The 13,920-nt window shown below is 66.5% G+C and carries 12 protein-coding genes; all 12 read right to left on the bottom strand.

From position 1 onward, the window contains the following. Positions 1–248: 248 nt before the first annotated feature. Positions 249–1,562 (bottom strand): glycolate oxidase subunit GlcF, encoded by a 1,314-nt coding sequence (gene glcF, locus DU475_RS12110; RefSeq protein ID WP_047309000.1) that lies wholly within the window; start codon positions 1,560–1,562, stop codon positions 249–251. After that, complete coding sequence (locus tag DU475_RS12105; protein WP_164632295.1) at positions 1,559–2,800, bottom strand: FAD-binding protein; 1,242 nt, start codon at positions 2,798–2,800, stop codon at positions 1,559–1,561. Before DU475_RS12105 ends, glcF begins: the two co-directional genes overlap by 4 nt. Positions 2,801–2,967: 167 nt before the next feature. Beyond that, a complete protein-coding gene (locus DU475_RS12100; protein WP_164632294.1) occupies positions 2,968–4,461 on the bottom strand; it encodes an FAD-linked oxidase C-terminal domain-containing protein in 1,494 nt (497 codons plus the stop codon). 123 nt (positions 4,462–4,584) lie between these two features. Then, positions 4,585–5,259 carry a TetR/AcrR family transcriptional regulator gene (locus tag DU475_RS12095; protein ID WP_013501076.1) on the bottom strand — a complete coding sequence of 225 codons (675 nt, stop codon included), beginning with the start codon at positions 5,257–5,259 and terminating at the stop codon, positions 4,585–4,587. A 183-nt stretch (positions 5,260–5,442) separates the two neighbouring features. Next, positions 5,443–5,760: an AzlD family protein gene (locus DU475_RS12090; RefSeq protein ID WP_047308997.1), complete on the bottom strand. Its 318-nt coding sequence runs from the start codon at positions 5,758–5,760 to the stop codon at positions 5,443–5,445. Continuing rightward, positions 5,757–6,506: an AzlC family ABC transporter permease gene (locus DU475_RS12085; protein ID WP_041807713.1), complete on the bottom strand. Its 750-nt coding sequence runs from the start codon at positions 6,504–6,506 to the stop codon at positions 5,757–5,759. Before DU475_RS12085 ends, DU475_RS12090 begins: the two co-directional genes overlap by 4 nt. A gap of 100 nt (positions 6,507–6,606) precedes the next feature. Further along, positions 6,607–7,683, bottom strand: coding sequence for an Acg family FMN-binding oxidoreductase (locus DU475_RS12080; RefSeq protein ID WP_246700310.1), 1,077 nt, complete (start codon positions 7,681–7,683; stop codon positions 6,607–6,609). A gap of 251 nt (positions 7,684–7,934) precedes the next feature. Further along, on the bottom strand, positions 7,935–9,851 hold the full coding sequence (ftsH, locus tag DU475_RS12075) for an ATP-dependent zinc metalloprotease FtsH (protein WP_013501072.1): 1,917 nt from the start codon (positions 9,849–9,851) through the stop codon (positions 7,935–7,937). 235 nt (positions 9,852–10,086) lie between these two features. After that, on the bottom strand, positions 10,087–11,112 hold the full coding sequence (gene tilS / locus DU475_RS12070; protein ID WP_164632292.1) for a tRNA lysidine(34) synthetase TilS: 1,026 nt from the start codon (positions 11,110–11,112) through the stop codon (positions 10,087–10,089). Positions 11,113–11,165: 53 nt separating this feature from the next. Beyond that, a complete protein-coding gene (ybgF, locus tag DU475_RS12065; RefSeq protein WP_164632291.1) occupies positions 11,166–12,194 on the bottom strand; it encodes a tol-pal system protein YbgF in 1,029 nt (342 codons plus the stop codon). A 157-nt stretch (positions 12,195–12,351) separates the two neighbouring features. Next, the gene (pal, locus tag DU475_RS12060; protein WP_013501069.1) at positions 12,352–12,849 is read right to left on the bottom strand and encodes a peptidoglycan-associated lipoprotein Pal; all 498 of its coding nucleotides are present in this window, start codon (positions 12,847–12,849) and stop codon (positions 12,352–12,354) included. Between the two features lie 293 nt (positions 12,850–13,142). After that, on the bottom strand, positions 13,143–13,892 hold the full coding sequence (locus tag DU475_RS12055; protein WP_164632290.1) for an N-acyl amino acid synthase FeeM domain-containing protein: 750 nt from the start codon (positions 13,890–13,892) through the stop codon (positions 13,143–13,145). Positions 13,893–13,920 lie beyond the last annotated feature (28 nt).

Below are 13,920 nucleotides of genomic sequence, written 5' to 3'. Positions count from 1 at the left end.
TTTGGACTTCGGGTCGACCTTCGACTTTGACTTCGAAGCCGACGCCTTGCTGGCCTTCTTGGCCGGCTTTCCGGTGTTCTTCGCCAGCAGCAGTTTGGACTTCTTTTTGGACTTGGACTTGTCGGCCTTCTTGTCGGCCTTGTCCTTGGTCTTGGACTTCTTGCCTTTCGCCATCGTCGTCCTCCTGCTGTGCGGATCGCCTTCCGGTCGACGATCCCGCGCTCAGCGACCGGCGTTCCAGGCTCCGATCAGTGCGGAGCAGGACGGGGCCCGCCCGTCGCCCAATCGAGAAGTTCAATCGTGTGCACCACAGGGACTTCCGTTCCGCTGGCGATCTGCACCATGCAGCCGATATTGCCTGCGGCGATCATGTCCGGCTTGACGGAAGCGATGTTGGCGACCTTGCGGTCGCGCAATCTGGTCGCGATGTCAGGCTGGAGAATGTTGTACGTGCCCGCCGAACCACAACACAAATGACTCTCGGGAATATCTTTCACCACGAATCCAGTCTTGGAAAGCAATTCTTTGGGGAGCTGCGTGATTTTCTGGCCGTGCTGCAACGAACAGGCGGAGTGATAAGCCACTACGACGTCGTCATGCGGACGAGGCGATGACAGTTCGAGCCCACCGACATATTCGCTAATGTCTTTGGCGAGGCCCGAAACCTTTGCGGCCGCCGCCGCATACTCCGGATCTTCTCGCAGCATGTAGCCATAATCCTTGATCACCGTACCGCAGCCCGAGGTGGTTACCAGGATCGCGTCGAGACCGCCGCGCTCGATCTCGGCGAGCCACGCCTTGATGTTGGTGCGGGCATAGTCGAGCGTGCGGGTGTCCCGGCCGAGGTGATGGATCAGGGCACCGCAGCACGCCTCGTCGGCGGCAAGCACCACCTCGATGCCGTGGCGGGTGAGCAGATTGATCGCCGCGCGATTGATGCGCGGCGCCAGCACCTGCTGGGCGCAGCCGTGCAGCAGCGCCACTCGGCCGCGCTTCGGCCCGACCGCCGGAAACGTCGTCCCAGAATCGGGGCCGGGTTCCGGCAGATGCTTCGGCGCCAGCGCCAGCATCGCCTTGATCCGGCTCAGCACGGTCGGATGCGTCAGGTCGTGCGAGCCGGGCAACAGCGCCGCGACCGGCCGCACGATCCGGGCCGCCCACATGCCGAGCCGGAACATGCCCGGATGCGGCATCATCCACGACAGCGCCTCGCGCACGACCCGGTCCCAGAACGGCCGCCGGTACTGCTTCTCGATCCGCGCGCGGGCCTGATCGACCAGATGCATGTAGTTGACGCCCGACGGACAGGTGGTCATGCAGGCGAGGCACGACAGGCAGCGGTCGATGTGTTTGACGACGTCCGCGGTCGGCGGCTGGTCGCTCTGCAGCATCTCCTTGATCAGGTAGATGCGGCCGCGCGGACTGTCGAGCTCGTCGCCGAGCAGCACATAGGTCGGACAGGTCGCGGTGCAGAAGCCGCAATGCACGCAGGCGCGCAGGATCCTGTCGGCCTCGGCGATATCGGGATCGGCGAGCTGGGTCAGGCTGAATTCGGTCTTCATGTCGCAGATCCTCGCGACATCCGGCCGCGATTGAGAATGTTGGTGGGATCGAAGCTGCGCTTGACGCGGTCGCCGAGCGCCGCGAGGCCCGCCGGCTGCGGATGGAACACGTCGATCGCCGCCCGCACCGCGTCGCTGCCGCGGATCAATGTGGCATGGCCGGCGATCTTCTCGACCCGCTGGCGCAACGCTTTGGCGTGGCCGTCGGTTGCCGGCGGCAAGGCTGCCCAGATCAGGCCGCCGCCCCAATCATAGATCACCTCACCGCCGCTCTCGCGGCTGAGCTGCTCGCCGAGAGCGCCTCCGGCTGCCGGCGGGCAGACGATCCTCCACACCGGCCACAGCGCCCGCGGGCCGGAGGCCGCGAACGGTTCGACATCGCGCACCGCGCGCCACAGCGCCGCGGAAGCCTCGTCCTCGATCAGCTCGGCATCGCCGAAACTCTTCAGCGCCGCACGGAGCGACTGGGCGCGGTGGCTCGCCGACGAGGTGATACCCTCAAGCCGCAGCAGCGTCAGCGCCTGATCGGGCTGGGCAATCTCCGCCAATGCACCGGCCGTGGTGCGGAGCGCCGAGCCGGGCAGATGCGCGGCGCCAGTGACGTCGTAGGGCGAGCCCAGCGCCGTGGTCATGGCCTTGTTGGCCACGACGTCGCCGAGCCCGCGCAGCACCAGGGTGCGCTCACTCTCGGGCCGCGGCGTCACCTTCAGGGTGGCTTCGGTCATCACCGCCAGCGTGCCCCAGGAGCCGGCGAGCAGCTTGCACAGGTCGTAGCCGGTGACGTTCTTCACCACCTTGCCGCCGGCCTTGAAGCTCTCGCCGAAGCCCGACACCGCATGCGCCCCCAGCAGATGATCGCGGGCTCCGCCCGCCTTGATCCGCCGCGGCCCGGCGAGGCCGGCGCCGATCATGCCGGCCACCGTGCCTGCCCCCGGCGCAGTGCCGAGCAGCGCCGCAGTATCCATCGGCTCGAAGGCGAAATGCTGGTTCTTGGAATCGATCAGCGACAGCACATCGGCCATCGGCGCGCCGGCCTGCACGGTGATGATCAGTTCGTTGGGCTCGTAAGCCGTGACGGCGTTGAGCGCCGACAGCTCCAGCACCGCATTGGTGGCCATCGGCTGCCCGATGGCGCGTTTGCTGCCATGGCCGACGATCTCGATCGGCTGCTCATTGGCGATCGCGGCGCGCACCGCGTCCTCGACCTCCTGCGCGTCGCGTACTTTCAGCGTATCCACGGGCGAATCTCGTCCTTCAGGTCGAGGTCAACAAGTCTCGCTCCGTCACTGCGAGCGAAGCGAAGCAAACCAGTGCGAGGGGCGAAGAGCTGGACTGCTTCGTCGCTTCGCCTCGCAATGACGGCGCGGTATGAGATCGAGAGCCACATCTACGACGACCGACCCGGTCAGAACCGCGGAATGTCCGGGAACGGCAACTGCCCCTTGTGCACATGCATCCGGCCGAGCTCGGCGCAGCGGTGCAGCGTCGGGAACACCTTGCCGGGATTGAGCAGGCCCTCGGAATCGAATGCGCATTTCAGCCGCTGCTGCTGGTTGAGATCGATGTCGGAGAACATCTCCGGCATCAGGTCGCGCTTTTCGATCCCGACGCCGTGCTCGCCGGTGAGCACGCCGCCGACCTCGACGCACAGCCGCAGGATGTCGGCGCCGAACGCTTCGGCGGCGTCCTGCTCGCCCGGCTTGTTGGCGTCGTACAGGATCAGCGGATGCAGATTGCCGTCGCCGGCGTGGAACACGTTGGCGACGCGCAGGCCGTATTTCTCCGACATCTCGTTCATCCGCCGCAGCACCAACGGTAGTTGCGCGCGCGGGATCGTGCCGTCCATGCACAGATAGTCGGGCGAGATCCGGCCCACCGCGGGGAACGCCGCCTTGCGGCCGGACCAGAACAGCAGCCGCTGCTGCTCGCTGGTCGAAATCTGGCAGGTGGTCGAGCCGCAGCCGAGCGCGATCGCCTCGACCCTTCCGATCAGCTCGTCGACTTCGACCTGCGGACCGTCGAGCTCGATGATCAGCAGCGCCTCGACGTCGAGCGGATAGCCGGCATGGACGAAGGCTTCGGCAGCGTGGATCGCCGGCTTGTCCATCATCTCCATGCCGCCGGGAATGATGCCTGCGCTGATCACGTCGGCAACGCACTGGCCGGCGGCCTCGACGCTGGTGAAGCCGATCATCAGCGCCCGCGCCGTTTCGGGTTTGCGCAGGATCCGCACGGTGACTTCGGTGATAACGCCGAGCAACCCCTCCGATCCGGTGATGACGCCCATCAGATCGTAGCCGGCGCATTCGGCCGCCTTGCCGCCGATCCGCAGGATCTCGCCGGTCATCAGCACGATTTCGCAGCCGAGCACGTTGTTGGTGGTCATGCCGTATTTCAGGCAGTGCACGCCGCCGGAGTTCTCCGCGATGTTGCCGCCGATCGAACAGGCGATCTGCGACGACGGATCAGGCGCGTAGTAGAAGCCGGCGTGATCGACCGCCTGACTGATCGCCAGATTGGTGACGCCGGGCTCGACCACGACGGCACGGTTGTCGAAGTCGATCTCGCGAATCCGCTTGAACTTGCCGAGCCCGAGCAACACGCCATCGGCGAGCGGCAGCGCGCCCCCCGACAGCGAAGTCCCGGAGCCGCGCGGCACCACCTTGATGCCGTTCTGGTGGCAATAGCGCAGCACCTCGGAGACCTGTTTGGTGGTGCTCGGCAGCACCACCACCATCGGCGGCTGCCGATACGCCATGAGGCCATCGGACTCATAGGGTTTCATCTCGGCGTCGCTGGAGATCACGCCCTCGCCCGGCACGATCCTGCGCAAGGCCGCAATGATCTCGTCGCGGCGCGCCAGCACCGACTGGTCCGGCTCCGGCATCAGAATGGTCATGCGGAACTCCTGCGCGGGCTGCTGCGGCCGTGCTTGTCGCGTCTCCGGCGAGCGGGAACGGGGCGGATCAGGAGACGTGAATTGTCATAGCCACAGCGTTTGCCGAGGGCAAACGGGAACTGATCAGGCGCCGACCAGACTACGTGGCGGGACCACGGCCTGTACCACAAGGCCGCGCGCGCGGGCATCCATCACACCGACCGCGCGCAGCGCCAGCAGCGTCACGGTTTGCACCGCATCACGCAACTTCGCCGGATCGTCGAGATTGTCCGGCGCCAGCGGACCGACCAACGACTCGTGAACGGCGCCGAGTAGCGCCGTCGCGGCCAGGGCCGTGTCCTGCGCCGGCAGATGCCCGGCCCGCACTGCGGCCTCGATCCGCAATTCGATCTCACCGGCAATCTCGCGGCGGCTGGCGAGCCGCGACGCCGACACGTCGACATCCACCGGTTCGGCCAGAATTCCCCAGGCGAGCTTGCGGTGCGACAGCACATGCACCGCCACCGTGGTCACTGCTGCGGCGAGCGCGGAGGACGGCCCGGGCGCGGCGTCGGCGGCGCGGCGGATCGCAGCGAGTTCGTCGCGCGAGACGTCGGCGATGAGTTCGGAGATCAGGTCGGCCTTCGACGGGAAGTAACGATACACGGTTCCGGCCGCGACCTTGGCGCGCGCAGCCACCGGCGCAATCTGGACGGCAGCCATTCCGCCATCGGCGGCTGTCTCTCGCGCTGCAGCGAGAATTGCGCTGCGGCGCGCCGCCAAACGCTTCACGACCTGATGGGTCCGCCGGTAAACCATGACGCTGCCGTCCCGGAAACGAGCGCATCCGCAGCCCGATTCACGGCCCGAATCGCTCAGCAAGTTGCTGGAGTAACGAGGAAAACCGACGCACTCCCCCGCCAAATCAGTGAAAAAAGTGAACACCTATTCAGAACCGAAGGCAAGCCCTTACGGCAATGAAATGAATAGCATTCCTGCAAACTAGCCGGGCAATCCTACCGCACGCGCCAGCGCCGCTACTAACATACCAGTAGCGACCGCCAGGAAGTCGTTGCGACGCAGCACACTCACCGCAATTGCGGCCGCCAGCGCGACCATCACGATCGGGCCGCCATTGACAGCGACGGGCAGCGCCGCCGCGACGATGATGGAGCCGGGCAGCGCCTCGAACATTCTTCGAATCCGCGGTGTGACATCGACATAGCGCATCAGGAAATAGCCGCCGAGTCGGGACGCCACGGTGACCGCGGTCATCACCGCGAAGGCGAGCATCACATCGCCGCGCAGCATCTCGGTCATGACGCCCGCTCCGGCTGCGAGCCACGCGGTGACGGATCGTCCATCAGTCCCGCAGCCGCCGCGCCGGACAGCGCGCCGGCAATGATGAACCAATAGCCCGGCACGAGGTAGTGCACCGTCAGAGCCACAATACCGGACACCACCCAGGGAATCGCGCGACGCGGTCCCTTCCAGGCCGGCACAAGCAGCGCCGCAAAGAACGCCGGCATCGCGATATCGACGCCGAATTTCTTCGGATCGGCGAGTTGTTCGGCAAGCAGAAAGCCGGGAATCGCCGATACCAGCCACACCAGATACAGCACCACAGCCCCGCCGACATAGAACCAGGCATTGGCGCCGCCGTGCTCGCGATAGCGCATTGCGGCGAGCCAGCCGCCGTCGGTGACCAGCAGCAGCGGCGGATACACCTGCCATGCCGGCAGCGTTCCGAGCCACGGCCGCATCGAGGCCGTCATCAGGAAGAACCGGATATTGACGGTGGCAGTGAGCAGCGCCAGCGCGGCGATCGACGACGGCGTCAGCGCCTCCGGCCAAGCCTGCACCGCGACAAACTGCGACAGCCCGCCATACACGGTGGCCATCATCACTTCGACTTCGGCCAGCGTGAAGTTCTTCTGCGCGCATAGCGCGCCGAACGCCATGCCGAACGCCAGCGTCCCCGGCAGCATCGGACCGATCGCGACAATGCCGGGCCAGATCGCATCACGCGACCAATAGGCAGGAGCTTTCTGAATGTGAGTGGTCATGGTCTGGTCCGCGTTGCCGACCATGGCGTGATGGCTGCGCAGCGCCAGGTCAAGCAATCACAGCTCATGGGGCTATGCGACAGCGCCGCGTTCGACCGAACTACACCAGCACATCGGCGATCGGGCGCCGCAGCGACCGGGGCATGTCGGCTCCGTAGCCGAAGCGCACGATGAGATCCGGACGGCGCGCGCCGAGACCGAGCACTTCGGCAAGACGGTGCCGCTGCTGCGGCACCTCGACCGCCTGATTCAGGAAGGCGTGCTTGATACCGAGCGCGGTCGCGCGCAGCGCGAAGCGCTGATACGCCCGACCGGCGGCGAGCCAATGTCCGCGGTCGTCGTGGTCCGAAACGAACACGGCAAGGCCCGCAGAACTGGCGATCTGGGCCCGGCACTTGGCGTTCTCGGAGTGTGCCGAGACGACGTGCTCGAACAGCAACCGCCCGACCGGAGCGGGCAAGGCGGGATTGCCGGACACGCCTGCAAACAGCCCGTCGCCGGTCGCCACCGCATCGGCGTATCCGAAGCGGAGCCAGTGCTTCAGTTCGGCGAGGAAACTCGGATCGGCGAATTGGGCGGTGTTGCCGGCGATGACCAGGGACGCAACGGCGTCGACCGCCGCAGGCTCGGTCAGCAACAGAATGTCGACGCCGTCACTGCGGCCGGCGGAGGCCAACCTCTGCAGGTCGTCCGCCGGAACCGGCCGGGAGTCGTACAAGCCGCGGCAGCATTGCCGCTTGACGATTGCGGCCGCCAACTCCGAGGTCTCGGCAGCGCCCGGCGCCAGATCGATCCTCACCCGGCCGTCCTCTCCCACAGCTCTCACCGTCGCAGACAGACCGAACACCGGCGCCGCCTGCACGATGTTCTCGGCAGCCGCACCGAGACTTGCGAACAGATGATGGTCGTCCGGATCAACGACCGGACAACGCCGGGAAAAGTCCGGCGCGATGGTGATGTCGGCATCCCGGGCGACGAACCGCCAAGGCTGCGTATTGTGGCTGTTGGCAGCGAGCGTGGCGCAACGCACCAGTTCGGCGATCGCCACCCGACCGGCAAGCTCTGGGTTCAAAGGCTGCCTTATCGCATCGGCAGCGTCGCGCCAGCGGCCGATGTCCTGCCGCGCCCACAGGACGGCACCACTGGCGGCCATCGCCAGCGCGGCAGCTCCAGCCATCAAAACCGACCGGCGATTCATCGGTGCTCCGATCCAGGGCAGTCGCGAGAAGTCGAGCCCGGCTCGCGAGCGAAAGCGCCTCAGCGCAGCGAACCGAGGCAGGCTCTGCCCCGATCAGAGCCGGACGCGCTCGACGCCGAACAGCAGCACAGTTCATCCCTGGCTGAATTGTCTTTGCTCAATCATGCCGCTCAGCAAAAACGCGGCCCCAAGGGACCGCGTTTTCAGAACACATGCGATAATCAGACCGATCACGCCTGGGGCTGCGGCTCCAGGCCCGGATCGGGCCGCGGCCGTGGCTTGCCGGCGGGCGGCACCGCGGAAGTCCGCGGACCCGACGGCTCCAGCACCGATTCGCGGTTCGGCTTCTTACCGTTGATCAGGTCGGTGATCTCGTCGCCGGTCAGGGTCTCGTATTCTAGCAGGCCCTTGGCCAGCGCCTCGAGGTCGGCCCGCTTCTCGGTGAGAATGCGGGTGGCCTCGTTGTAGCCTTCCTCGACCAGCCGCTTGATCTCGGCGTCGATCTTCTGGACCGTCGCCTCCGAGGCGTTCTGCGTGCGCGACACCGACATGCCGAGGAAGACTTCGTCCTGGTTCTCGCCGTAGGACACCGTGCCGAGCTCTTCCGACAGGCCCCAGCGAGTCACCATCATCCGGGCCAGACGGGTGGCCTGTTCGATATCGGAGGATGCGCCCGAGGTCACCTTCTGCCGGCCGAACACCATTTCCTCGGCGACGCGACCGCCCATCATGATGGCGAGGCGCGAGGTCATCTGCTCGAGCGACATCGACAGCTTGTCGCGCTCCGGGAGCTGCATCACCATGCCGAGCGCACGGCCGCGCGGAATGATGGTGGCCTTGTGGATCGGGTCGGTGGCCGGAACGTTGAGGCCGACGATGGCGTGGCCACCTTCATGATACGCGGTGAGGAGCTTCTCCTCCTCCGTCATCACCAGCGACTTGCGCTCGGCGCCCATCATCACCTTGTCCTTGGCGTCCTCGAACTCGGACTGCGTGACCATGCGCTTGTTGCGCCGGGCAGCCATCAGCGCCGCTTCGTTGACGAGGTTCATCAGGTCGGCGCCCGAAAAGCCCGGGGTGCCGCGCGCGATGGTCTTCAGGTTGATATCCGGCGCCAGCGGCACCTTGCGGACATGAACTCTGAGGATCTGCTCGCGACCGACGACGTCCGGGTTCGGCACCACGACCTGACGGTCGAAGCGGCCGGGACGCAGCAGCGCCGGATCGAGCACGTCGGGCCGGTTGGTGGCCGCGATCAGGATCACGCCCTCATTGGCCTCGAAGCCGTCCATCTCGACCAGCAACTGGTTGAGGGTCTGCTCGCGCTCGTCGTTGCCGCCGCCGAGGCCGGCGCCGCGATGACGGCCGACAGCGTCGATTTCGTCGATGAAGATGATGCACGGCGCATTCTTCTTGGCCTGCTCGAACATGTCGCGCACGCGAGAGGCGCCGACGCCGACGAACATTTCGACGAAGTCCGAGCCCGAGATCGTGAAGAACGGCACATTGGCCTCGCCCGCGACCGCTCGCGCGATCAGGGTCTTACCGGTGCCGGGCGGGCCGACCAGCAGCACGCCGCGCGGAATCCGGCCGCCGAGCCGCTGGAACTTGCCCGGGTCGCGCAGGAACTCGACGATCTCCTGCAGATCCTGCTTGGCTTCATCGACACCGGCGACGTCTTCGAAGGTGACGCGGCCGTGCGCTTCGGTCAGCATCTTGGCGCGCGACTTGCCGAAGCCCATCGCCTTGCCGGCGCCGCCCTGCATCTGCCGCGACAGGAAGATCCAGACGCCGATCAGCGCGATGAACGGCAGCCATGAGACCAGCAGCGACACGAACCACGGCACGTTGTCGCCCGGCGGCTTCGCCGTGATCGACACCTTGCCGTTGTACAGGCGGGTGACCAGCGACGGATCGTTCGGCGCGTAGGTCTGGAAGGTCGAACCGTTGGTGAAGGTGCCGCGGATCTCCTGACCCTGGATCACCACGTCGCGCACGTGATTCTGATCGATCTCGGTCAGAAGCTGCGAGAATGGAATTTCCTGAGACGCGGTGCGCTGGCCCGGATTCTGGAAGAGCGTGAACAGCGCCAAGAGCAGCAGCACGATGATGACCCAGAGGGCGAAATTGCGCAGATTGGCGTTCATCGGTCTTCCTTATGGGTCGCGCGGATCGCGACCGGGTGGGCCCTGCGGCGCCGAAACGAAAAGGCCCTGCGGGGTGGTCCCGTGAGCCGGCCCGCCTAATCTAGGTGTGACCCGGCTCCGTGCCAAGAGAACCGCACAGGACTATTTGGCGCATTCTAATCCATTTCCCGCTCAAATCGTGGCGATCAGCGCCGCTCCGTCGCGGGAGGTCCTGTGAACCTGCCAGCCGGCCGGATCAGCACGTCCGGCCACGACGCGGCGGGGCTGGGGCGATCACGAGGCGCTCACCGCCCAGCGTGACCACGGCGCCCGCGAGAGTCTGCTTCAGGCGCGGCACAGCCTCGCTCATGGCCGATTCCAGGGCGGTCACCAGCGTTTCGACCTTGCCGAGTTGCGGCGGCCCCTCGTAGCCCTGCGAGGACAGCACCCGCATCAACAACCGAATCCTGATTTCCGCCGGCAATGCGGTGAAGGCCGCGGCATCGAACCCCCGACGCCTCGGTTCCGCATTCAGAAACTCCAGATAGCGCTCGGCGCCATCGGTCATCCGCTCGAGCGCCGCATCAGCTCGCGCGGCCCGCGATGCCAGCCGGGCGAGTGAGCGGGCATCGCAGCCTTCGGCCGCGAGCAGCGGCATCAGTTCGCGCAGCCGCGGCCGAGCGAAACGTGGATCGGCATTGCTGGGGTCGGTGGCAAAATCGATCCTGGCCTTGGCCAGCGTCGCCAGCAGCCTGGCCTTGGGAACATCTAGCAACGGCCGCACCAGCACGATGTCGTCGCGCGCCGTTTGCCGCGACATCGCGGCGAGGCCGGCGATACCGCTGCCGCGCGACAGTCGCATCAGCACGGTTTCGGCCTGATCGTCGCGGGTGTGAGCCGTCATGATGTGGGTGGCGCCGGTGCGTCTGGCCGCGTCTGCCAGCAACCGGTAGCGCGCCTGGCGGGCGGCGGCCTGGATCCCCGAGGCCGGCTTGTCGCCGCGCCAGCGCAGCGTCCGGTGCGGCAGATCGAGCGAGGTTGCCAGCCGCTTGACCGCACGTGCCTCGCGCGCGGCCTCCGCCCGCAATCCGTGATCGACGGTGACGACCGACAACGACGGCCCGCGCTTCAACGCCTTGCGCCAGCGCGCCACGAGCCACATCAGCGCCAGCGAATCCGGGCCGCCCGACACCGCCAGCACAATCGCCGGCGCCGCCTTCCAGTCGCCGAACAGTCCGCGCGCCTCGGTCGCGGACACTGCGTCGTCGTCGGTTCCGGACATCGGCCGCCTGCCTGCCGGTTGTCAGGCCCCGGCGGCGCCGGGGCAGCTTGCGTTCAGCACTTCAGCTTCTTCTGCTCGCGGTCGACAGCCTTCTTCACGCCAGACGAAGCCTGCGGATATTTGCGGCCGATCTCGCCGAGCGCGGCGCAGGCCGCTTCCTTCTCCTTCAGAGCCGACAACGATTGCCCGAGCCGGAGCAACGCGTCCGGCGCCTTGCCAGCCTTCTCGTGCTTGCTGGTCACCGCGAGAAACGCCTCGGCGGCGTCGCGATACATCTGGCGCTGGAAGAAGCTCTCGCCGAGCCAGTATTGCGCGTCTGCCGTCAGCGGATTGTCGGGATACTTCTGCGCGAAGTTGCGCATCGTCTCCTCGGCCAGTGCGTAGTCGCGCCGCTGCATGTAGCCGATACCGAGATCGAACTCGTCACGCGGAGTCTGCGACGGCGGCAGCGTCGTCAATGCACCGCCGGCCGCAGGTGCCTGCGGCGCGGCCGGCGCGCCGCCTTGCGGCGAGCCACCCTGGACGTAGCCGCCGCCGCTGTTCGACAGATCGATCGGCGCGCCCGGAGCACGGCCGGCCGGCCCCCCGCCGCCCTGCTCGATCGGCATCTGCCCACCGCCGAGCGGACGCGGCACGCCCGGCGCATTCGGGTTCTGCGCCGGATTGAACGCATCGCCGCGCCGCCCCCCGCCCTGCGGAGCGGTCGGCTGCGGCTGCACCATCGGAGCTTGCGGCTGACCGTAGCCGGGCTGCTGGCCATAGGCCGGCTGCGCCGGCTGGCCGTAGGACGGCGACGGTTGCGGCGACGGGGCCGGACTGGCCCCGGCAGCCGGAGCCGGCTGTTGGGCCGCCGGCGCACCGGCGCTGCCCTGCAACTGCCGGAGTTGCTCTTCGAGCCTGCGGTTACGGTATTCCAGCTCTTCGTTCTGGCCGGTCAGCGCGCGCAGCCGGTCCTCGAGCTGCTGGATCCGGATTTCCGGATCGACCTCGCCACCATACTGCTGGGCCGCCGCCGGAACGGCGACGACCAGCGCCGCCAGCAAAGCGAGGGAACGTGCGGAGACGGCAAAACCTGATGACATGACAGTCCGACGAGTTCGAGGGCGCGGCCGAGCGAATGGCGCAGGATTGATCGCCGTACTACGCCAAAAATGTGACTGAAGCGACGGCAGAGATCTCAGCCCAAAACAAAAACGGCGCCCTGCGGCGCCGTTTAGCAACGTCGATCGAAGCGAGCGCTCAGGCGCCGGCGTTCAGCACCGTGACCGCGCGGCGATTCTGCGACCAGCACGAGATGTCGTTACAGACCGCGACCGGACGTTCCTTGCCGTAGGAGATCGTACGCATCCGCGAGGCGTCGATACCGCGCGACACCAGATAGTTGCGCACCGACTGCGCGCGCCGGGCACCGAGCGCGATGTTGTACTCGCGGGTGCCGCGCTCGTCGGCGTGGCCTTCGATGGTGAAGGTGTAGCGAGCGTAAGTCTGCAGCCACTGCACCTGCTTGTCGAGCGTCGCCGCTGCCTGCGGCGACAGATCCGACTGATCGCTCTCGAAGAACACGCGGTCGCCGACGTTGACGACGAAATCCTGCTGGCTGCCGGGGGTGGCCGCACCCGCCATCGCACCGTCGGCACCGCCGAGTCCATTCTTGTTCGCGCAAGCCCCCATCGACAGGGCCACCGCGAGCACCGCGGCCACCTTCAATCCCTGGAGGATTCGCTTGTGATTGGTCATTCCGGAGCCTCCACGCTCGCGATATTCCGACTGTGGTTTCGGTCTACAGGGCGATGGTTAAGCGAACGTTCCGTCAACCTTGACGAGGTGTTGCCAGACCCGATCAAATGCCCCCGGTCGGTCGAAAGCCGCCGCGATGGTTAATGAGGTGTAAATGTGGCGCCAGAGTGAAGCTTCGCCGTCACGACCATCGGGCGCGGGGACCGGCGCGCTGCAAGGTTCTTCGCTGCTGCAGGCGCAGACATCCGGCTCGTCTCGCCGATCTCTGCGCCCTCTTCGACAGCGCAGCGCCGTCAGAGATGGTAGCGGTCCGCGACGACGACCGGAGCGACGCCCGGAACCTCGGTAAACGCCAGAGTTGGAACGTGCCTGCTTCGCGCAAACAGGCTGTGCCGTTCCGATGCGGTCGAACGCAAGAACGGATAGCGGGCGAACAGCTTCTCGTGCATGGCGGGAAAGTCGATCTCCATCAGACTGATCGGCTTCTTCAGTCCCGGATAGGGCCGCGAGGCGCAGATCAGCCGCATCATCACCCGGCGATAGAACGCCTGGTGTTCGGTTCGTACCGAAGCAAGGCCGATGTCGGCCTTGAAATGCTCGCAGGACACGTAAGCCAGGCGCAGCGTCAGATACGGAAGCTCCGGCAGCCGATTGGCATTGACAGGATCGGCGACAAAGCGCGTCGGATCGACGATCACCTTGCCGTCGGCCAGCCACGGCTCGAGGAAATCCGGAAACACATCCATCGAAGGGCACGCCGGGTAGTCGGGCGATCCCACCGTAATCCGCAGGGAGCTGCTGAGCGCGCCCTCGTAAAAGACCCCGAAGATCCAGGAATTCGGCAGATCGTCGTACCGATCGGTCACGATCCCGGTGCTGTTGGAATTGATCGCCCCTTCCTTGAGATAGGCGCGATACCGCAGGCGATAGATCGCCTCGCGTTCGGCATCGGTTTCGGCCAATCGGTATTCGACCTTGTCGAGCAGCGCTAATCGACGGGCGGCGACGCTGCCCTGCTGCTGTCCTTGCCTCACGGCTACCATCGTTCGTACCCCACGCTGTGCACGACAG

The sequence above is a fragment of the Rhodopseudomonas sp. WA056 genome, assembly GCF_010906995.1.
In the GTDB taxonomy this organism is placed as follows: domain Bacteria; phylum Pseudomonadota; class Alphaproteobacteria; order Rhizobiales; family Xanthobacteraceae; genus Rhodopseudomonas; species Rhodopseudomonas palustris_G.
Note: the sequence above shows the minus strand (reverse complement) of the source record. Positions and strands in the feature narration are given on the sequence as shown.

Bases quoted from the DNA above. Each gene is read 5' to 3' on its own strand.
- glcF (WP_047309000.1), bottom strand. From the start codon at position 1,562: ATGAAGACCGAATTCAGCCTGACCCAGCTCGCCGATCCCGATATCGCC.
- DU475_RS12100 (WP_164632294.1), bottom strand. From the start codon at position 4,461: ATGACCATTCTGATGCCGGAGCCGGACCAGTCGGTGCTGGCGCGCCGC.
- DU475_RS12095 (WP_013501076.1), bottom strand. From the start codon at position 5,259: ATGGTTTACCGGCGGACCCATCAGGTCGTGAAGCGTTTGGCGGCGCGC.
- DU475_RS12090 (WP_047308997.1), bottom strand. From the start codon at position 5,760: ATGACCGAGATGCTGCGCGGCGATGTGATGCTCGCCTTCGCGGTGATG.
- DU475_RS12085 (WP_041807713.1), bottom strand. From the start codon at position 6,506: ATGACCACTCACATTCAGAAAGCTCCTGCCTATTGGTCGCGTGATGCG.
- DU475_RS12080 (WP_246700310.1), bottom strand. From the start codon at position 7,683: ATGGCTGGAGCTGCCGCGCTGGCGATGGCCGCCAGTGGTGCCGTCCTG.
- ftsH (WP_013501072.1), bottom strand. From the start codon at position 9,851: ATGAACGCCAATCTGCGCAATTTCGCCCTCTGGGTCATCATCGTGCTG.
- tilS (WP_164632292.1), bottom strand. From the start codon at position 11,112: ATGTCCGGAACCGACGACGACGCAGTGTCCGCGACCGAGGCGCGCGGA.
- ybgF (WP_164632291.1), bottom strand. From the start codon at position 12,194: ATGTCATCAGGTTTTGCCGTCTCCGCACGTTCCCTCGCTTTGCTGGCG.
- pal (WP_013501069.1), bottom strand. From the start codon at position 12,849: ATGACCAATCACAAGCGAATCCTCCAGGGATTGAAGGTGGCCGCGGTG.
- DU475_RS12055 (WP_164632290.1), bottom strand. From the start codon at position 13,892: ATGGTAGCCGTGAGGCAAGGACAGCAGCAGGGCAGCGTCGCCGCCCGT.